Genomic DNA, 20,723 nt, shown 5'->3' with positions numbered 1-20,723 from the left:
AAACTTAAACTCTTGTCTAAAACATTCCTAATAATTCTCTATAGCATCAACAAGTGTATAAAAGTTTGTTTCTTAAAGTGAGAGATGTAATCTTCTACTAAATCTGACACCATCTCAATAGAGACATACTAAGAATGTCTCCACTTATGAGAGCCATTAGCAACATTGTAAAATATCTTTACATCATGTCAAGCTAAACGTCCTTATCTCAGAGATATACTATCCCTTAAGCCTTAGTTCATAACTTTCATTAAATCAAAAGGTTACAAATAGTAACAAAGAAGACGCCTTTCTTGCTTCAAGAAGGGCGTCTTCTATAGTCAAGAAGGGCATGTTCTCAAATGCAATTAGGCCTCTTCTTGCTTCTATAATGGCCTCTCTTCGAATAGAGAGGAGAATGATTATTGAAAAATCTTAACGTTTTGTGTCGTCATGTTTAGTATTCCATCTGCTTTTTATGAGTTACTTTATAAGGGCAACCTCACTAATCACGTCCTTTATCGGAAGGACCTTAACGACTCGTCTACAAAGTGTATTACATCCGAAAGTCTTTACTCCAACATAATTATTTACCCGTAGGTTTCTTCTCACGTGCAGTCTTTATTCTGTCTTGAATCATCTGATAGTGTGAGATAGCATGCTTACGTGCATTGATAATCTGGAACCTGTAGACAAAGCAAGTGGTTACAAAGTAAACAGCTGCTTGTATCCATAACGCACGAACTTCTGGTAATACGTCATCAATTGTTGCCCCCATTGATGCAATACGCAGATATCCTCGCACACCAAAGGTAGAGGGAATCAGCCAACTAACACCTTGCCAGGCGCCAGGAATACTACTTTGTGGCCATGATGCACCCGTAAGAAAGAGGAAGGGAATTGATGTAAAGACGACCAAAAGCATTACATTCTCTCGATAACGTACAAGACAAGAGATGGTCATACCGAAGAAGATTACTGCTAACAGGTATGGCAAAAGAAGCCAAAACAAGTCAGCAGGACGCGCAAGCATTGTAAAGTTGAAGAAATGGGGTACTGCCATTGTTACGTATGCAGCCATAACACAATAGATCATGAAATAGCAAGAGGACTTACCAAGTACTATCTTCATAATTCCATTATAGTGTTTACCAATAGGGACAAGGTCTTGAAAACGATTGTTTTCACGTGCTGTACCAGCAGAAAGACCAATACCAAGAAGCAAGGTCTGCTGTAGAATGAGGATTAACACACCTGGGAGGATTGCATTACCATATCCCCCTGTTGTATTAAAAATGGGTTCTGCGTCTACAACCATAGGTTCTGTACTTACCTCTTCATCTCTTTCTGTAAAAGACATGGACTGCTCCTTCTTCATGTCAGTACCCATCTCCATTGATACTGCCAGTGCTGTCTGATAGATAGCTTTATAGGTAAGCATTAAACTCATATCACAGTAGACTCCTACGTGAGCCTTTTCGCCACGGTGTAAAGTGAGATCAAAATCACTTGGGAAATAAAGTATGCCATGTACAACCTGCTTTCCAACTAATGCTTCGGCCTCTTGTAGGTTATTGCAATAGTAAGCAGCACGCACATCAGGAGACGCATCAAAGTCTTGAATGAACTCACGAGAAGAGGCAGAATGAGACAAGTCAACAATAGCCACAGGTACTTCACGCACCACCTCATTGTTATATATCCATGAGTAAAGCAGAGGGTAGGCTAAAGGAACAAGTAGGAAGAAGATTAAAACTCCTTCGTCTTTAATCGTACTCTTCATCTCCAACCACCATATATAACAAAGAGAAGAGAGGAAGCCCAGCGGTCCTGAGCTTGCTTTCCGTTTATTATTTGGCTTTGTAGTATTCTTTGTTTCTGACATAATTGACAATTTATTGAGTCTGTTTCTACGAAAGGTTATCTACGTAGTAATGAATAATTAATAGTGAAATGAACCATAATCACACTTTGTCTGTTGCCATATTTAGCATATAAATTTGCCTCTGCTGACTATTGATTAGTAAGACAAATACCGTCTTATGGTATATACACATACTCTATCATCGCTCGCTTAATATTCCTAACGACCAAAATAGGAAGGGATGCAAAGGCTACCAAGGCCACAACATTCACCCACGCATTAATTAAAGGATAACCATTGAAGATACAAATCTGATATATCATGTAGTAATGTCGCAGTGGGATAATCTGTGCCAAGGCCTCAATCATACCGTCCATAGCGAACAATGGGAAGGTAGCACCACAGGCAGAGAAGCCAACAACAGCCCAAAGAGAGCAGATACTCATTGACATTCGAAGGGAAGGCATTAAGCCGAAGACAAACACACCAAACCCTTGAGAGGATAAGACAGTAAGGATGGCAAGGAAAACAATCATGCTCAGTCCGCCTGGATGAGGGAAATTCAGATATCCATAGACATACCACTCATAACCTAAGAAGATGGTTAAGAAGATAAGTGTCTGTGGTAATAGCTTACCAGCAAGTGCAATAAGAATATTATTACCAGACATAGACATCCATTCTTTCGCCCGTCCAAACTTTAGTTCAGTACCAATAGAATAGACCGTGATGAGCAACATAAACAGGACTAATATACCTGGTATCATGATACAACTCAAGTAAACATTATAATTCATCCATGGATTACCAATCATGTGTACGTCAAGTCCTATCGGTTGTATGATTGTTTTAATCTCGTTAGGAGTCTTTCCAAGCATCTGTAACTTCGCTGCGCCGACAGCTGCTGAGGTCAGAGTAGTAACTGTTTTTAGGTCTTTAAACAACATACCACCTGCTACGAGTGTCACATTACTATAATAGAAAGACACTTCAGGTTGGCGTTGAGAAACAAGTTTAGCCGTTGTTCCTTCTGGAATATAGAGAAAACCATATATCTCATTACGCTGTATAGCCTTACGCGCTTCGGTTGCATTGTTATAATGTCCTACTACCTGAGTTCCTTGAAGACCATCCAACTGACGAATCATTGCACGTGTTACTGAAGTGTTGTCTTGGTCGACTACACCACATGGGAGCTTCTCTGGCTGTCCTGTACTCATCAAAGAAGTAAAGAAGAAGATGACAATAAGGGGGAAGACCACCATACAGCAGATGTAGATGGGGTTGTGTATCATCAATTCAACTTCACGAGCCCAGAGATTGATAAGTCTTCTTATATATATACCTAATTTCTTCATTATAATTAGTAAACTCTTGTAACTCCTTTTATAAAGGTATGTTAGAAGCGATGAATGGCTTTAATAGCCTTTGGAAGGATGGTCTTTATAATTATAAAACGTTATAGTCACTTGGCGAAATAAGTGTTTTGAATATGCGTGTCAAGCCTCAACGCCATTGCTATTTGTTAACAACTCAATGCGTGATGATTGTAAAAAATAGCATAGAAGAGGGTGGGAGAGGGGTGTTATTGCCATTATCTGATGATTAACCTCTAAGGAAGAAACTCTAAGGAAAGCACGAAACCTTCATTAAACTTATCTCCTTAGGTAGCTCACCTCCCCCGAGAGCGTAGAGAGCGAGCCTACTTCTTTAATATCAAAGACATACCAGGTTTTAACCCTTCAACCTTCTTTGTTGGTTTAGCCTTTACTTGGAATGTCTTTAAATCATATTGGCCATTAGTCTTTGTTGCCTTCCATACGGCGTAAGACCCCTTATCTTTTAAGGAGGTTACACGCAGTTCTATATTCTTATCAAGCGCAGGAACGTAGGCATTCAGTACAGTTCCAACCTTCATATCCTTAAGTTGATCCTCACGTACATTGAATGTTCCCCATATATCATCGACCATAGATATACTCATGATAGGACTACCTAAGCCGACAAGTTCGCCTACCTTTGGATAGATTGTCTCAACTTCTCCATCAGCAGTAGCACGCTGTACTGTCTCCTTTAACACTGATCGAACAACATCAACAGCAGAGCGGGCAGCCTGCGCCTGCTTTCTTGCAGCCTCTTTCGTCTCACGTTGAGCACCGTTCTTAGCAAGTTCCCACTGTGATTTAGCAACCTCTACACCAGCCTTCGTCGCTTCGTATGCTGCCATAGCCTCGTCTCGTTTCTGCGCACTCATTACTCCTTCATCATATAGACGTTGCATACGACCATAAGTCTTTTCGGCTATACCGTTCGCTGCTATAGCTTGCTGATAAACCTGATAAGCACTTTCAACGGTCTCACGACGTGTAGGACCTTCTGCCAAAGCACTCAATGCATCTGTTGCACCAGCCGCTGCTTCAGCCACTTTCTCCTGTGTACTTGCCTCTGGAATAGCCAATGTTGCAAGGACATCGCCCTTATGAACGACATCACCTTCCTTTACTTTGATGTCTGTGATACGTCCTGGGAACTTACAAGCTACACGGTATTCGCTTACTTCTACCTCTCCTTGGATGGTATCCTCTGTACGATCAATGGTGAAATAACCAATGACAGCTACGATGACTACCACAGATACAAAGCCCAGAACGGCTAAAAGTATGTTCTTATGTTGTGATTTTGCTGACATATTATTGTGGTTTGAATTTATATGTTACGTATTTATTCTACTTAATTTAACTTCTTGTATATGTGTTAATGACCTTTCAACTATCTCTTAAAGACCTGTCTCATGGTTTAAACACACTTTATAAGCCACCAAGAGCCTTTTGTAAACCAGCTTGAGCCAGCTTAACACTGATCTCAGCATCAATGATTGCCATACGTGAAGTCTGCCATGCAGTCTGCGCTGCCATAACTTCTGTTACCGTCATAACACCCTCTTTGAAACCCACATTTGCACATCTAAGGTTCTCTTCAGCGGCAGCCATATTCTTATGAGACGTCGCAAGTTGCTTATTAGCATCCTTAAGACGGAGTCTGTTCTGCTCTATCTCTAAGTCAATCTTCTTACGTACATCATCCATTTCTAACTGTGCTATACTTGTAGCAGTCCTACTTGCACGTATCTTATATTTGTTTTCTCCCCAAGTCCATACTGGTACTTGAACAGTTACACCAATGTTCCATAGGTCCGTGAAACGTTTCTGAAAGCCATTAAAAAGATTAGGATTTGATACAGAATAACCGGCTGTGAGAAGTATATGAGGGAGATAAAGCGAGCGAAGAAGTTTGGTATTCTGTTTGCTCATATCAACCGCATTCTGCAAAAGGCGTAGCTCTGGACGAGTCTCATTAAGTCTTGTACTGTCTGAAGCAGGGATGATGTAATTATCAAACTGGGTTGAAGGAGTAGGAGGGAGGTCGGCTTCTCTTTCATCAGACAATTGTATATCACCATTCAAATCAAGTCCACAAAGTTCGCATAAGGCCATCTTTGCCAATGAAACACCACTTTGTATACGAGCGATTTGCATATCAGCTGTGTTAACAGCTACCTCAACCTTCAATCCATCAGCTCGAGTAGCAACACCCTCACGTATCATCTTCTTGACATCTTCATTCAGCTTTTGTGCTAAGTTACGATAGCGAATAGCTAACGCTTCCTTCTTCTTCAAAGAGATAGCAAGCCAATATGCATTGTCGACTCCATAGAGTACTAACTGTCGTTTAAGGCTGATATTGTTCTGTGCAACCTGCTCACCAATAGCCGCCATATCGTTCGCTGCCTTGATAGCCCCACCCATATAAATAGGTTGATTGACTACAATTCCACCGGCATATACGTTCTTCGTGTTTGAACGGAATGCGTCATTAATACTTTGACCGATGTTATTACCGGCTTGAGTGAGTGGTGTAGAAACATTGCTTAAGAGCTGACCAAGCTGCTGAGCCACCTGTGGACTAAGAACACCTTGCTGTGCCAAAGAGGAAAGGTTTTGGCCTATCTGACCACCTAACTGCCCAAAGGTATTTGTTCCAAGATTGCTCAGAGTATTCTTCTGATCATCACTAAGGAGTGAAATCTCACGTGAAAAGTGCTGATAACCAGCAAGTGCATCTACACGTGGTAGATATTTAGTCTTAGCCGCCTTACGCGTGTTTTCTGCTACATCTACAGTCATGTTCGAGATTTTCAGTTGCCGATTGTTCTGCAAAGCCAACTCTCTACACTTTTGTAACGAGTACACCTCCTGTGCTTGAACACACAAAGATGACCCCAATAGCACTGCTATAGTAAATAACTTCATCATTATTAAATATCACTGAAAGTACTATCTGCAAAATTAGTGCTTTTAGATTGATATGCAAGAGAATTGCAGTTGTTATTCATTAAAATACAAAAATATGTCTATTTTTAGGGAGTTTTAGAACAACTTTAGAAATAATTGATTATCTTTGCACAATCCTTTTGTATAAAATACAAGTACGAAAACATTTCACACAGTGAACAAAAGCAGTTTCTTTTACCGTGTCTTTGACCTCTATTACGATGGTTTTCGACACATGACATTGGGCAAAACGTTGTGGACAGTTATCATTATCAAACTGGCTATCATGTTTCTTGTTTTAAAGATATTCTTCTTCCCGAACTTTCTTAAGGAGAATGCAAAGGCAGGAAAAGAAGGTGAATTCATCGAGCAACAGCTCATGAAGCGATGAGTTGCTTTACGTCACCACCTTAAAGAATCAAGTATATATATTTAATTTATAACATTATTACAAATAACAAAAAGCAATGGAAAACCTACTTTTAGCCATTGATCCAGGCACTGTTGACTGGTCACGTGCACAGTTTGCGCTGACAGCCATCTATCACTGGCTTTTCGTTCCCTTGACACTGGGCTTAGCTGTCGTAATGGGAATCATGGAGACTTGTTATTATCGCACTCGAAAGGAGTTTTGGCGTACTGCAGCTCGTTTCTGGCAGCGATTGTTTGGTATTAACTTTGCCATGGGTGTTGCCACTGGTATCATCCTTGAGTTCGAGTTCGGAACTAACTGGAGCAACTATTCTTGGTTCGTTGGTGACATCTTTGGAGCACCACTTGCCATCGAGGGAATCCTGGCTTTCTTTATGGAGTCAACCTTCGTTGCAGTGATGTTCTTCGGTTGGAACAAGGTTTCAGCTGGCTTCCACCTCGCTTCAACATGGCTTACTGGCTTAGGAGCAACTATCTCAGCATGGTGGATTCTCGTAGCAAACGCATGGATGCAATATCCTATCGGTTGTACATTCAATCCCGATACGATGCGCAACGAGATGACCTCGTTCCTCGACGTTGCATTGAGTCCATTCGCAATCGACAAGTTCACACACACTGTTACATCTTCTTGGGTATTAGGAGCAGCATTCACTGTTGCAGTAAGTTGCTGGTATCTGCTTCGTAAACGTCATATTGAACTTGCAAAAGCAAGTATCAAAGTGGGTGCAGCTGTTGGTCTTGTAGCCTCTCTTTTAGCAGGTTCTACAGGTCACAACTCTGCTTATATGGTAGCACAGTCACAGCCTATGAAGCTTGCAGCAATGGAAGCTCTCTATGAAGGAGGTAACGATCAGAGTTTAACAGCAGTAGCTTGGGTAAACCCATTCGACCAGCCTGACTATATGAAGCAGACCGAGCCACCTATGCGAATAGCGGTTCCTAACATGCTTTCTGTCCTTGCAACAAAGGATGCTCATGGTTATGTCCCTGGTGTAAAGGATATTATCCGTGGTTATAAGAAGGCTGACGGCACACAGGAACCATCTCTGAAGGAGAAGCAAGAACGTGGTCGTAATGCCATTCAAGCCCTCAAAGACTATCGTGCCGGTAAGAACAAAGAGGCTAACCTCAAGGTTCTTGAAAAGGACATGAAGTACTTTGGTTATGGATACATCAAAGATGCTACGCAGATTGTACCATTCATTCCTATTAATTTCTGGTCATTCCGCATCATGGTTGGGCTTGGATGCCTTTTCATCGCTGTGTTTGCACTGATGTTGTTCATCGTTTATAGAAAAGACATTACCCGTTTTGGCTGGTTGCAGAAGGTGGGTATTGCACTCATCCCATTGGCTTATATTGCCAGTGAGTGTGGCTGGCTTGTTGCCGAATTTGGCCGTCAGCCTTGGACCATCCAGGACATGCTTCCAACATGGGCAGCAGTGAGCGACCTCTCAAGTGGCGGTATCGCATTCACCTTCTTCCTCTTCCTTGTTCTCTTTACTGCAATGTTAGCAGTCGAAGTAAGTATTATGTGTAAGCAAATTAAGAAAGGACCAGAACTATGACATACGATTTTTTGCAACACTACTGGTGGTTCATTATCTCACTTTTAGGTGGACTGCTTGTCTTCCTACTTTTCGTACAGGGTGCAAACTCCATGATTTTCCAGTTAGGTAAGACTGAAGAAGAGCGTCGCATGCTCGTTAACTCAACAGGTCGTAAGTGGGAGTTCACCTTTACAACACTTGTAACATTCGGCGGAGCATTCTTTGCTTCATTCCCATTGTTCTATAGTACGAGTTTTGGTAGTGCTTATTGGGTATGGCTGTTGATACTGTTTACATTCATCATTCAGGCTGTCAGCTATGAGTTCCAGAACAAGGCAGGCAATCTCTTTGGCGTTCGTACCTTCCAGATCGGATTGATTATCAATGGTATTCTTGGTCCTTTGCTCTTAGGTGGAGCTGTTGCAACCTTCTTTACTGGTTCTAATTTCATCGTAGAGAAAGGTAACATTACTGACTTCATGCAGCCTGTTATCTCTCATTGGGCAAATGGTTCACGTGGACTTGACGTACTGCTCAATCCTTGGGTAGTTATCTTTGGTATTTCAGTAGTATTCCTTGCACGTATCCTCGGCACGCTCTATATTAATAATAATGTGGACGATGACATTATCCGTGGACGTGTTCGCAAGCAGTTGCTCGTTAACACCGTTCTCTTCTTACTGTTCTTCTTGCCTTTCCTGATTGTTACATTGGTTGGCGAGGGCTACGCAATAAACGAAGCTGGCGTTATCGTTATGGAGCCAATGAAGTATCTGAACAACTTATTAGCAATGTGGCCATTGGCTATCATTCTGCTTGTAGGTGTTGTTCTCTTGCTTTTTGGAATCGTTAAAACTGTTCTTAAGCCAGAGTATGTCCGTGGTATTTGGCCTGCAGGTATTGGTGTTGTATTGGTTGTTTTGGTCCTCTTCCTCATTGCAGGATGGAACAACACAGCTTACTATCCATCAACAGCCGAACTCCAAAGCTCATTGACACTTAAGAACAGCTCTTCAAGTGAGTTCACATTGAAGGCAATGTTCTATGTTAGCTTCCTTGTTCCATTCGTTTTGGCATACATAGTTTATGCTTGGCGAGCAATCGACAAGAAGGCTATTGACCGTAAGGAAATTGCTGAGGACGACCATGCTTACTAAGATATAGTACTCCTATTTTTTTCAGATAAATTCTAAAAGGGTGATAGAGGTATCCGATAACGGACTTCTATCGCCCTTTCTTCTTTCAGAGCATTAGCTTCCCAAGGTTTAGGTAGACAAAGGGTATACGAATAGCCATCCTTTAATACAGGTAAACATCTGTAACCGAATAAGAATACTCTCTGCATTGCTCTGTAAAAAAAAACACACACTACTACATTTATCTATATCTCCATAGATGAACCTCAGTAATCATTTCACACCTCGAAAAAGTCTTTAAGACAGTAAAATAATATTACAAAGCATAAAACAAAACAACCTTAACGCAGGAGTATATCTTTTATAACAACAAAGCTCATAACAGTCAATAAAACAGAATGTTATGAATAGCTATGAATAAGATGCTCTTCATGCCCCAAGAAGGGCGTCTTTAACACGCAAGAAGGGCATGTTCTTGAACGTAAAAAGGCCTCTTCTTGTCTCCTCACCGAGCTTTTCTCGAATAAAGAAAGAAACTATCACTGAAACATCTTTACAATTCACACTTACACATATAGTATTTTTACTCCTTTTATTAATAGTCTTGAAGAGATGCAACAATAATCTCATTCTCATCAGAGTATCAAATTTTTGCATCTGTATAGAGCTCATAGAAACTACTGTTTCTTCTCAATATCTTACTTTCATTAGCTTAATCAATCCATTTCTCGAAAGTTTCTAAAAGAACGAAGTTGATATTTTGATTTAGAAAAGAAGTTTTATATCTTTGCAGAAAACAACAACATGAATTCTAAGATATTGACATTGCTTTTATTTCTATCTCAATTTCTCTTCGGCAGTTGTTCGTCCGAAGTAAGCTATAATAGTCAGATAACAAAATATGATTATCGTAGCTTAGATGGGTGCCTAATCTATAATAGAGATGCTGATATGATACTTTTCGAGTCATTTAAGACGAAAGGTAGCGGTCTTGTGTTTGTTGACAAGACTCTAAAAATAGTAAAAAGGCCAAAAAACTATCCCTTACAAAATAAAGAGATTATGAAGTTTATTAAGACTTACAAAAGATTAAACTTATCATATTGTCGTGTAGATAATGGGAAGATAATAAGAGTAATTTCTAATGGCATTGACTATATAAAAATAAAGAAAGACTATCACGATAGCTTATATCTTTTTGAAGAACATAAACAAGAGTATAAGTATGTAGGCAATGATTGGTATGTAAAGAAGATGTAAATCATTAAAAATGAGCTAATTTAATGAATAATAGTACACTGTTTCTGCTAATAAATAATTCTATCAATACATAACATAATATACAACAGTATTGCTGTTATTTCATGTTCATCCAACACATCAAATGATATAGCAGCTGGTCCTTTATTGCATCTACTCACATTTCATCCGAAATTGTTTGAGTTCTCTATGATAATTGAAATCCATAACCACTCTTCCTCTGCGTACTGACAAAAAGAGATCTAACTTAAAACCAATTTTGCTGTCATTGCTATCAGTCAAAGTCAATACTTAACACGTTAGTTTACAGTACTGTTACGTGAAATGTTAAATGTGACAGCAACTTAAAACAAAACTTTTCTTGTATATTTTGCTATAATATTTCACTTGTTTGAAGACCTAAATCACGTCACCTATCAGAAGATTTTTATCTCGATGGAAGCATTACAAACAATGCTTTACTTCCCTTTATTATCTTCAATCTCACCAATCTTTCGCGTAGAATTGTCAGCTAATACGTCATTAACAATATTAGTCAACTGCTCTTTCAGTTCGTTGATAAATTGAGAGGCATCATACTTTTTAGCTTCAATATCACGGAGTTTCTTCTCCCAGATACCCGTCAATTCGGCTGATGTAAGAAGTTTCTCGTGAATCGTATCAATAAGTGCAATACCTGTCTCTGTAGCCTCTATATTCTTTCTTTTACGGCGGATATAGTGGCGTTTGAAGAGCGTCTCAATAATTCCTGCACGTGAAGAAGGTCGACCGATACCGTTCTCTTTCATGGCTGCACGCAGGGTTTCGTCCTCAACAAGCTTACCAGCCGTTTCCATTGCACGGAGTAAAGAGGCCTCAGTGTAGTGCTTTGGTGGAGTAGTAAGCTTTTCTGTTAGAGTAGGGGTGTGCGGTCCTGATTCGCCTTTCTTAAAGTTTGGTAGTAATGGTGAGCCAGTTGCTGCTCCTTCCTGTCCCTCATCCAATGGGGTAGAGGAAGTACCTGCTGACGTATCTATGCATACTCTCCAACCTAAATCCAAGATTTCTTTGCCAGAGACCTTAAACTCTATTTTGTCCACCTCACCTAATACAGTTGTCGTAGAGAACTTACAGTCGGGATAGAAAGCAGCAATAAAGCGGCGAGCAATGAGGTCATATACCTTCTGTTCAGCATCTGTCAGCCCTTGTGGTAGTACACCTGTCGGGATGATAGCATGGTGATCCGTCACTTTTGAGGAGTCAAAGACACGCTTTGTCTTAGGTAAAGGCTTGCCACCCAACGCCTTTACGATGTCAGCATAAGGCTTTTTACCAGCAAAGGCAGTCTGAAAGAGTCCGTTCATAATCTGTGGACACTTTGGGTAAATATCATCAGAAAGGAATTGTGTGTCAACACGTGGATAAGTAGTAAGCTTGCGTTCGTATAGAGTTTGGATTGTATTAAGTGTCATCTCAGCAGAGAAACCAAACTTACGATTACAATCTACCTGTAGAGAAGTGAGGTCATAAAGCTGTTTGGGCAGTTCAGAACCCTTCTTCTTAGTGACACTTGTAATCGTAAACGGCTTTCCCTCAATCGTAGAGAAAGCTTTTTGGCCCTCTTCCTTAGAGGTGAACTTACCCTTTGTAGCCGTAAACTGTGTGTCACGATAGACTGTAGCCAATACCCAATAAGGTTCTGGCTTAAAGTTATCTATCTCCTTCTGTCGTTGAACGATGAGTGCTAAGGTTGGTGTCTGAACTCGACCAATAGACAACACTTGCCCTCTACCATAGCTATTATTGCCATACTTTAACGTATAAAGGCGTGTTGCGTTCATTCCCAAAAGCCAATCACCGATAGCACGAGATAAGCCAGCTAAGTAGAGGGGTTGATATTGCGCTTCGTCTCTGAGGTTGGCAAATCCCTCACGAATAGCATCGTCCGTCATAGACGAAATCCAAAGTCGTCTTACAGGACACTTTACTCCCGCTTTCTGCATAACCCATCGTTGGATTAACTCACCTTCCTGACCAGCATCACCACAATTGATAATCTCGTCAGCAGCCTGAAAAAGACCTTTTATAACATCGAATTGTTTTTTTATTCCTTCGTCTTCAATCAGCTTAATACCAAAGCGTGAAGGAATCATGGGCAGAGACCCAAGGCTCCAATACTTCCAGTTACGGGTATAGTCATGTGGTTCCTTTAGCTCACAAAGGTGGCCAAAGGTCCATGTTACTTGATATCCATTGCCCTCCATATACCCGTTACGTGTGCTATTCGCACCAAGGATACGGGCAATATCTTTAGCTACACTTGGTTTCTCGGCTATGCAAACTTTCATGCTTTATACTATATCAAATCTCTTCCTATACCTTACACTCCTTCTTTTCACCTTTGCAAAGGTAAGAAAAATATTCGATAGGAGATCTAAACTGTTTTTCATACCTATCTTTTTTTGCGTTTTTCTTTTTCTATCTAAGTTATTTTATCTAAATTTGTAGCAAAGAAACGAACAAGAAAAGATAAAATTATGAGAGTTGGACTCTTTATCCCATGCTACGTCGATGCACTCTACCCACATGTAGGCGTAGCAACCTATAAGCTTTTGAAAAAGCTTAAAGTAGATGTAGTCTATCCCGAACGCCAGACATGTTGTGGTCAGCCTATGGCAAACGGTGGTTTCCAGCGTATGTCTGATCATCTCGCTGAGCGTTTTGAGGATAAGTTTAAGGATTTTGATTATGTAGTTATACCAAGTGTATCTTGTGCTGCTTTTGTGCGTGTTAATTATCCACAGATACTCGACCATGAGTGTCAGACCCCTAAGAAGACAGTGGAGTTAGTAGAGTTCTTACATGATGTTTTGAAGGTAAAGGAACTCCCTGGAAGTTTTCCTCATGTCGTATCAGTTCATAACTCTTGCCATGGTGTACGTGAGTTAACACTTAGTACGCCTTCAGAGTTTCAAGAGAAACCTACTAATAAGATAGTTGAGTTATTAAAACTAAAGGAAGGTATTACCGTAAAAGAACCTGATCGTAAGGACGAGTGCTGTGGTTTTGGTGGTATGTTTGCTGTCGAAGAGGCTTATGTTAGCACGGCTATGGGTACCGATAAGGTGAAACGTCACATGGATACAGGTGCTGAGATTATTACAGGTTCGGATAGTTCATGCTTAATGCACATACAGGGCATAGCAGCAAAGAACCATTATCCAATCAAGTTCATGCACGTAGCTGAGATCTTGGCTGCAGGTTTATGATATATATAAAAGGTTTATAGAAGGACAACAAAGTTATGTCAACATATCATTCAAAAAGAGCAAAAGAGTTTCTGAAGAACCCTAAGAAGGTTGAACGACACGACCGCACATTCTGGTCATTACGTCAGAAACGAGATGCTGCTGCGGCTCAGCTACCAGAATGGGAGGACTTACGCGAGCATGCAAGTCGTATTAAAGAACACACCGCAACCCATTTAGCAGACTATTTAGAGCAATTCACCAATAGTCTGGAGCGTAATGGTGTTATTGTTCATTTTGCTAAAGATGCACAGGAGTTCAACGAAATGGTTTATGGGATACTTGAGTCTCATAAAGTAAAGAAGCTCGTTAAGTCTAAATCTATGCTTACCGAGGAGTGTGAGATGAATCCTTATCTTATTAAGAGAGGTATAAATGTAGTTGAGTCCGACCTTGGTGAGCGTATTCTCCAACTCATGCATCTGAAACCAGCACATATTGTTATGCCAGCTATTCACCTGACTCGTGATGAGATAGGGGAGATGTTTGAAGAAAAGGGAATATCAAAGGAGAAAGGCAATCACGACCCAGCCTATCTCACTCGTTGTGCACGTGAGAACCTTCGAGGTGATTTTATGGATGCAGAAGCAGGATTGACGGGTTGTAACTTCGGTGTTGCTGCAACAGGAGATTGTGTTGTTTGCACCAATGAAGGTAATGCTGATATGTCAACTTCAATACCAAAGCTACACATCGTTGCTATGGGTATTGAGAAAGTGATTCCTGATTATGACTCTTTAGCAGTGTTCCAACGCTTATTGGCACGTAGCGGTACGGGACAACCATCAACTGCCTTTACCTCTCAATTCCGTAAGGCTCGACCAGGAGGTGAGATGCATGTAATCTTAGTTGACAATGGTCGTAGTGACATGATTGCTAATAAAGAACATTGGATGACACTGAAATGTATTCGATGTGGTGCATGTATGAATACTTGTCCTGTCTATCGTCGTTCTGGAGGTTATTCATATAGTTACTTTATTCCTGGTCCTATTGGAGTTGACCTTGGTATGCTAAAGAATCCAAAACAGCACAGTGGTAATGTGTCAGCATGCTCATTATGTCTGAGTTGTGACTGCGTTTGTCCTGCAAAGGTAACCCCTGGAAGTCAGATTTATCGCTGGCGTCAGAGCCTTGAAACGTATGGAACAGAGAACAAAGAGAAGAAGGTGATGGCAGAAGGTATGAAAGTTGTTTACGAAAACTATCATATTTATGATGCTTTACTTCGTAATTCATCAGTTGCCAATCACATACCAGAATCGCTAATGGATATAAAGCTTAATCCATGGAGCATTGGTCATACAATGCCAAAGTTTGCGAAAAAGCCTTTCCATGTCATATTTAAGCACGCAATGGAGGAAATGAAACATGAATAAAGAAGAACTATTTAATAAATTGCGTCGCAATACTAAACAACATTTTGATATGCCTGAGAAAATGATGGAAGGTATTAAATATCAAGATGTAGTACAGCAGTTCATTGAGATGAGCCACACTGTTGGTTGTGAAGTTATTGAAGCAAAGGCTGATGATGATATCAATAAATTAATACAAAAGGCTTATCCAGATGCAAAAGTATTAGCTTCTAACGTAGAAGGGATAAAGGCAGACCTTAATCCTGATACTGTTGCCAAGGCACAAGACCTAAACGGAACGGATGTCGGCATTATCCAAGGCGATATTGCTGTGGCTGAGAATGGATGTGTATGGGTACCACAAACGATGAAAGAAAGGGTCGTTTGTTTTATCTCAGAGAATCTTGTTATTCTCGTACAACGTGATAAAATAGTCAATAACATGCACGAAGCTTACAAGAAAATTCACATGACTGATTATGGTTATGGCTGCTTTATATCAGGTCCGAGCAAGACTGCAGATATCGAACAAGCGCTTGTTATGGGTGCACAAGCAGCCAGAGGTGTTACTGTCATCATAATGTGATAAACGTTAATTTTGTCAAAAAGAGAAATATAACGAGTCGTTAGGGGATGATTACGACTTTTTTTATTAACTTTGCAAGGAGAAAAGAAAGTTAAAAATATAACTGATTTTTAATAAACACATAAGTTATGAAGATTGAAAAAGTACATGCTCGCGAGATTATGGACTCACGTGGCAATCCTACAGTTGAAGTAGAGGTAACTCTTGAAAATGGTGTAATGGGTCGTGCAAGCGTTCCATCTGGTGCATCTACCGGTGAGAATGAGGCTCTTGAGCTTCGTGATGGTGACAAGAACCGTTTCTTGGGTAAGGGTGTCCTCAAGGCAGTTGAGAACGTAAATAACGTTATCGCTCCTGCATTGAAGGGTGACTGCGTGCTGAACCAGCGTGCAATCGACTATAAGATGATTGAACTTGATGGTACTCCTACAAAGAGTAAGCTCGGTGCTAACGCTATTCTTGGCGTATCTTTGGCAGTAGCTCAGACAGCTGCTAAGGCTTTGAATATTCCTTTGTATCGTTACATCGGTGGTGCTAATACTTACGTATTGCCAGTACCTATGATGAACATCATCAATGGTGGTGCTCACTCTGATGCACCTATCGCTTTCCAGGAGTTCATGATTCGTCCTGTTGGCGCTCCTTCTGAGAAGGAAGGTATCCGCATGGGTGCTGAGGTATTCCACGCTCTTGCTAAGCTTTTGAAGAAGCGCGGTCTCTCTACTGCAGTAGGTGATGAGGGTGGTTTCGCTCCTAAGTTCGATGGTATTGAGGATGCACTTGACTCAATCATTCAGGCTATTAAGGACGCAGGTTATGAGCCAGGCAAGGATGTTAAGATTGCTATGGACTGTGCTGCTTCTGAGTTCGCTGTATGCGAAGATGGTAAGTGGTTCTATGACTATCGTCAGTTGAAGAATGGTATGCCAAAGGATCCTAATGGTAAGAAGCTTAGCGCTGATGAGCAGATTGCTTATCTCGAGCACCTTATCACAAAGTATCCTATCGACTCTATTGAGGATGGTCTTGATGAGAACGACTGGGAGAACTGGGTTAAGTTGACATCTACTATCGGTGACCGTTGCCAGCTCGTTGGTGATGACCTGTTCGTAACTAACGTTAAGTTCCTCGAGAAGGGTATCAAGATGGGTGCTGCTAACTCTATCCTCATTAAGGTTAACCAGATTGGTTCATTGACAGAGACTCTTGAGGCTATCGAAATGGCTCATCGTCATGGTTACACAACTGTAACATCACACCGTTCTGGTGAGACAGAGGATACAACTATCGCTGACATCGCTGTTGCAACAAACTCTGGCCAGATTAAGACTGGTTCTATGTCACGTACAGACCGTATGGCTAAGTACAACCAGCTCATCCGCATTGAGGAAGAACTCGGTCGTTGCGCTAAGTATGGCTATACTAAGTTGAAGTAATTTATTTGGTCAATAATACTTGACTGAGTAAAAGAAATATGCAAAGAGGTAATTGTCTTTCAAAGGCAGTTACCTCTTTCTTTTATTATAATAATGTTCCATAGGGCATTTAACTCACGTCAGTCATTAACTTTATCAGCTTTCAAATCTTCTCTTTCAGTTACTTTCATTGATGTTACATCTCATTATAAACGAATAAAAAAACTATCTGTACTCTTTATTTATCATAATGACCATTATTTTAAGAGAGGCCTTTTTAAGAAGAAATGAACATTCAACTAAGATTATATAGTGTCTCTTAAATCGTTATTAATCATGCTCTTAGAACTTAATTATCTACTAAATTAAATAAAAGATAAATATTTAATAGCATATTCTTGGTGATGTAAATTATAACATATAATTTTGCTATCTGATTATTATTATGCCTTATAAAGCTTCATCATTAGTATATAACAATCTTAAAAAAGTAACTATATAGCTAAAATACAATATAACCTCCAGCTATAATAACAAAATACTTACAAACGAAAAGACGATAAATGAAAAAAGAAAATCAGTTACATTAGCTTATGCATACTATAATATAAAGGAAAACAAAGACTTTTCGTCTGAAGAGAACGAATAAAGGCTTGCTAAGTTAAGTATATTTGGTCTTATATCAAATTTCATACTATACTTGAAATAACTTACCCTACCATTAAATATCACATACCTTGATAGAGCAAAAAAAAGAAAATCGGAACTGTAACAGTCCCGATTTCATTGTTCTATATTAGTAGAATCGTCTCTTTTATGAAGCTAAGATGATATATCCATCTTATGCATATTATAAAAGACTAAACTATATTTCTGCAAAGTCAATAATTCTAATCAATATTATAGTTATGTAAATCAACAAACTTACCACGCTGGCGACGCTCTTCTATCATGCGCTCCAACTTTGCTCTACGGTGTGGAGCAATCCATTTTCTTGCAAAGATATTAGGAATAGCAACGCCCAAAGCTATACAAAATAACACCAATGAGCCATTAATAGCAAAGGACATAGCGCTTGTAACTTCCCCAACAACACCCTGCAACTCCATGAAGCCATAAAGTGCACGATACATTAATACTCCTGGAACGATAGGAATAACAGCTGGAATCGTAATACACTGGTGTGGAGTGTGGAAAATATGAACAGCCTTAATATTAATTAGTGATATCAATGCAGACCCACATAAAGAACCAACAACAAGTCCCAAACCTAAGCCAACATTTCCTGATTCAGGGGTAAGATATACAAAGTTACGAGTACAGACACATATTACACCACCAACTGCAATCCAAGGCATCAAACGATATGGAATGTTATAAATCGTCGCAAACCCCACTGCAGAGATTGCTGCAGCTATTGCATAAACTGAGAAAGAATGGTGAGGTACTGTTGGAAGGGTCTTTACAAAACCATCAAAACAGCCACATTTTATTGCCAACATAATACCAAATGCCATTGAAACAACAATGAGCAATGTGTTTGTGGCTCGAACTAAACCAGTATTTATATGATTGTCTAACAAGTCATTAACAGCATTTATCAAAGGAACTCCAGGTACAATATATAGTGCACAAGCTAAGAGAGGGTGCCAAGGAGTCTCAGAATGAAGATAAGGGCGGATAAATTCAGGGAGTGCCATCTGAACTGAAGGAGAAGAAAGAAAAGACGATAACCAGGCTAAAATCGTACTTACAAAAGCAGCAATAGCAAAATTAGCATACAAATTAGAACCAGAATGATTCAAAAACATACGTAAGCGATTACCTAAAATAGCAGCTATAGAAGCATAGAAGAATGCTGTCCAGTCACAACCAAACTGTATACAGAATCCACCACAGGCAAGACCAGCACCAATAGCAATAACCCATTCGGTGTAATAATGTCTACCATGAGCAATCTTCTCAAGTTCTTCCTCATATTTCTCTATTGAGTAATCTTCCTGAATAGCACGCCATGAAAGTTTAGAAACCTCCTGAATAGCAAGTAGATTAATTACATGTTTGTCACAACGTTGCATCTTAGAAAAGCTGTGAGCTTCGTCACTTATGTTCACCTGCAACATATAATAATCAACATTAATGTGCAGGTTCTCCTTAGGAAGACCCAAATATGCAGCAGTACGTTCCATGTTGCGTTTCACACGACTCGTATCTGCAGAACTTTCCATTAATATCTGTCCTGTACGAAGGAGCAAATCAAGTTTCTTACGAAGGATTCTCTTGGAACTATCAGTCTGTTTTCCGTCCATATAAAACAATCTATTTACTTAACTTAAAATCGTTTGCAAAGGTACAATATATTATTTGCATATTAGTATTACATCAAAGAAATCTATATCTTAAAATGTTAGTTTTATCAGGAAAAAGTAAAGAAACAGTAATTCAAATTATGAGATACTCTCCCTACATATCAAAGCTTGAACATCGTTTTATGGATATTTTCCTTTGCTATAACAGGTTTTATAGCCTCTGAAAAAGGAATCTCTGAAGGCGTAACACATTCTACTTGAGAGAAGCCTGCACTGAGTAAAGAAGAAACATCTACTACCCTACCCGCTATGAGTACAACAGGAATATTTTTGCGAAGCCCATGTTCTAAGACTTTTACAGGTAGTTTCCCCATTAGTGTTTGAGCATCAGCACTCCCCTCCCCTGTTATGATTAAATCAACTTTATCTATGATAGCATCGAAGTGGATAGTTTCAAAAAGTATATCAACCCCCGACTGTATTTTTGCATTCATGAATTGAAGGAAGGCATAACCTAATCCACCAGCAGCTCCAGCACCTTTGTCAAAAGCATGATCTACACCTAATTGCACAGAGGCCATATGTGAAAAAGTACGAGCTCGACGATCCAAGTAGCCTATCATCTCAGTCGTTGCGCCCTTTTGTGGACCAAAGACAGCTGCCGCTCCATGCTCTCCATAGAGCGGATTACTAACGTCTGAAGCTAAAGTAACATCTAAATTATGTGAAAAATTATCACGCCAGCTAATTCCTAAAATATCCTTTAAGGCAGTTAACATCCCAAGTCCACAGTCACTTGTAGCAGACCCTCCAAGACCAATAATAAACTTCTTATACCCTTTCTGTAGTGCGTCAGCTAAAAGCTCACCAACTCCATAAGTTGTTGCACGTAATGGGTTAAGTTCTTGATAATTAATTAGGTTGATACCACAAGACAATGCTGTTTCAATGATTATAGTATTATCAGAACGAACAGCATAGCTCGCACGAATAGGGCGCATGAGTGCATCATGACATTCGACAAAGACCCTTTCACAGTCAGACAACTGTAAAAATACTTCTAACATACCATCTCCACCATCGGTAACAGGAACCTTGATAACCTCTATCCCCTGCCATCGCTCATTGAGGCCATGTTCGGCAGCCTCCTCCGCTTCCAATGAGGATAAGCAGCCCTTAAAACTATCAATTGCTAAAATAATACGCTTCATAA

At 40.0% G+C, this 20,723-nt stretch carries 15 protein-coding genes; 8 read left to right on the top strand and 7 right to left on the bottom strand.

Annotated elements, in window-relative coordinates; translation table 11 throughout:
* Nucleotides 1–565 precede the first annotated feature (565 nt).
* The 4 genes from AXF23_RS14290 to AXF23_RS14275 form a co-directional block, all read right to left on the bottom strand.
* Entirely contained in the window at nucleotides 566–1,864 is a 1,299-nt protein-coding gene (locus tag AXF23_RS14290) for an ABC transporter permease (RefSeq protein ID WP_107625937.1), read from the bottom strand.
* Between the two features lie 155 nt (nucleotides 1,865–2,019).
* Nucleotides 2,020–3,201, bottom strand: coding sequence for an ABC transporter permease (locus AXF23_RS14285; RefSeq protein WP_107625936.1), 1,182 nt, complete (start codon nucleotides 3,199–3,201; stop codon nucleotides 2,020–2,022).
* Nucleotides 3,202–3,545: 344 nt separating this feature from the next.
* Nucleotides 3,546–4,532: an HlyD family secretion protein gene (locus AXF23_RS14280; protein ID WP_107625935.1), complete on the bottom strand. Its 987-nt coding sequence runs from the start codon at nucleotides 4,530–4,532 to the stop codon at nucleotides 3,546–3,548.
* Nucleotides 4,533–4,650: 118 nt separating this feature from the next.
* Complete coding sequence (locus tag AXF23_RS14275) at nucleotides 4,651–6,156, bottom strand: TolC family protein (protein WP_107625934.1); 1,506 nt, start codon at nucleotides 6,154–6,156, stop codon at nucleotides 4,651–4,653.
* A 193-nt stretch (nucleotides 6,157–6,349) separates the two neighbouring features.
* Here AXF23_RS14275 and AXF23_RS14270 point away from each other — a divergent pair, with 193 nt between their 5' ends.
* The 4 genes from AXF23_RS14270 to AXF23_RS14250 all read left to right on the top strand — a co-directional run bounded on the left by AXF23_RS14270 (nucleotide 6,350) and on the right by AXF23_RS14250 (nucleotide 10,555).
* Nucleotides 6,350–6,565, top strand: coding sequence for a DUF4492 domain-containing protein (locus tag AXF23_RS14270; RefSeq protein WP_089366400.1), 216 nt, complete (start codon nucleotides 6,350–6,352; stop codon nucleotides 6,563–6,565).
* Between the two features lie 76 nt (nucleotides 6,566–6,641).
* Nucleotides 6,642–8,177, top strand: a complete 1,536-nt coding sequence (locus AXF23_RS14265; protein ID WP_089366399.1) for a cytochrome ubiquinol oxidase subunit I — start codon at nucleotides 6,642–6,644, stop codon at nucleotides 8,175–8,177.
* Nucleotides 8,174–9,316 carry a cytochrome d ubiquinol oxidase subunit II gene (locus AXF23_RS14260; protein ID WP_107625933.1) on the top strand — a complete coding sequence of 381 codons (1,143 nt, stop codon included), beginning with the start codon at nucleotides 8,174–8,176 and terminating at the stop codon, nucleotides 9,314–9,316. The genes AXF23_RS14265 and AXF23_RS14260 overlap by 4 nt, the downstream gene beginning before the upstream one ends.
* 783 nt (nucleotides 9,317–10,099) lie before the next feature.
* Nucleotides 10,100–10,555, top strand: a complete 456-nt coding sequence (locus AXF23_RS14250; RefSeq protein WP_107625931.1) for a hypothetical protein — start codon at nucleotides 10,100–10,102, stop codon at nucleotides 10,553–10,555.
* A 458-nt stretch (nucleotides 10,556–11,013) separates the two neighbouring features.
* On the opposite strand, the gene AXF23_RS14245 is transcribed toward AXF23_RS14250, so the two are convergent.
* Nucleotides 11,014–12,882: a DNA topoisomerase 3 gene (locus tag AXF23_RS14245; protein ID WP_107625930.1), complete on the bottom strand. Its 1,869-nt coding sequence runs from the start codon at nucleotides 12,880–12,882 to the stop codon at nucleotides 11,014–11,016.
* Nucleotides 12,883–13,071: 189 nt separating this feature from the next.
* On the opposite strand from AXF23_RS14245, the gene AXF23_RS14240 reads away from it, so the two are divergent.
* From AXF23_RS14240 to eno, 4 genes are all read left to right on the top strand, one after another.
* On the top strand, nucleotides 13,072–13,803 hold the full coding sequence (locus tag AXF23_RS14240; protein ID WP_107625929.1) for a (Fe-S)-binding protein: 732 nt from the start codon (nucleotides 13,072–13,074) through the stop codon (nucleotides 13,801–13,803).
* 35 nt (nucleotides 13,804–13,838) lie between these two features.
* Complete coding sequence (locus AXF23_RS14235) at nucleotides 13,839–15,221, top strand: lactate utilization protein B (RefSeq protein ID WP_089366393.1); 1,383 nt, start codon at nucleotides 13,839–13,841, stop codon at nucleotides 15,219–15,221.
* Nucleotides 15,214–15,786: a LutC/YkgG family protein gene (locus AXF23_RS14230; protein WP_107625928.1), complete on the top strand. Its 573-nt coding sequence runs from the start codon at nucleotides 15,214–15,216 to the stop codon at nucleotides 15,784–15,786. Before AXF23_RS14235 ends, AXF23_RS14230 begins: the two co-directional genes overlap by 8 nt.
* Before the next feature lie 128 nt (nucleotides 15,787–15,914).
* Entirely contained in the window at nucleotides 15,915–17,222 is a 1,308-nt protein-coding gene (gene eno, locus AXF23_RS14225) for a phosphopyruvate hydratase (RefSeq protein ID WP_009011123.1), read from the top strand.
* An 869-nt stretch (nucleotides 17,223–18,091) separates the two neighbouring features.
* Here the strand turns inward: eno and AXF23_RS14220 are convergent.
* Together AXF23_RS14220 and AXF23_RS14215 are read right to left on the bottom strand one after the other, a co-directional pair.
* A complete protein-coding gene (locus AXF23_RS14220) occupies nucleotides 18,092–19,510 on the bottom strand; it encodes a threonine/serine exporter family protein (RefSeq protein ID WP_107625927.1) in 1,419 nt (472 codons plus the stop codon).
* 161 nt (nucleotides 19,511–19,671) lie between these two features.
* Nucleotides 19,672–20,721, bottom strand: coding sequence for a glycerate kinase family protein (locus tag AXF23_RS14215; protein WP_107625926.1), 1,050 nt, complete (start codon nucleotides 20,719–20,721; stop codon nucleotides 19,672–19,674).
* Between the last annotated feature and the right edge of the window lie 2 nt (nucleotides 20,722–20,723).

This window comes from Prevotella sp. oral taxon 313 (assembly GCF_003043935.1).
Classification (GTDB): Bacteria; Bacteroidota; Bacteroidia; order Bacteroidales; family Bacteroidaceae; genus Prevotella; species Prevotella jejuni.
This window is presented reverse-complemented; position numbering and strand designations above follow the sequence as displayed.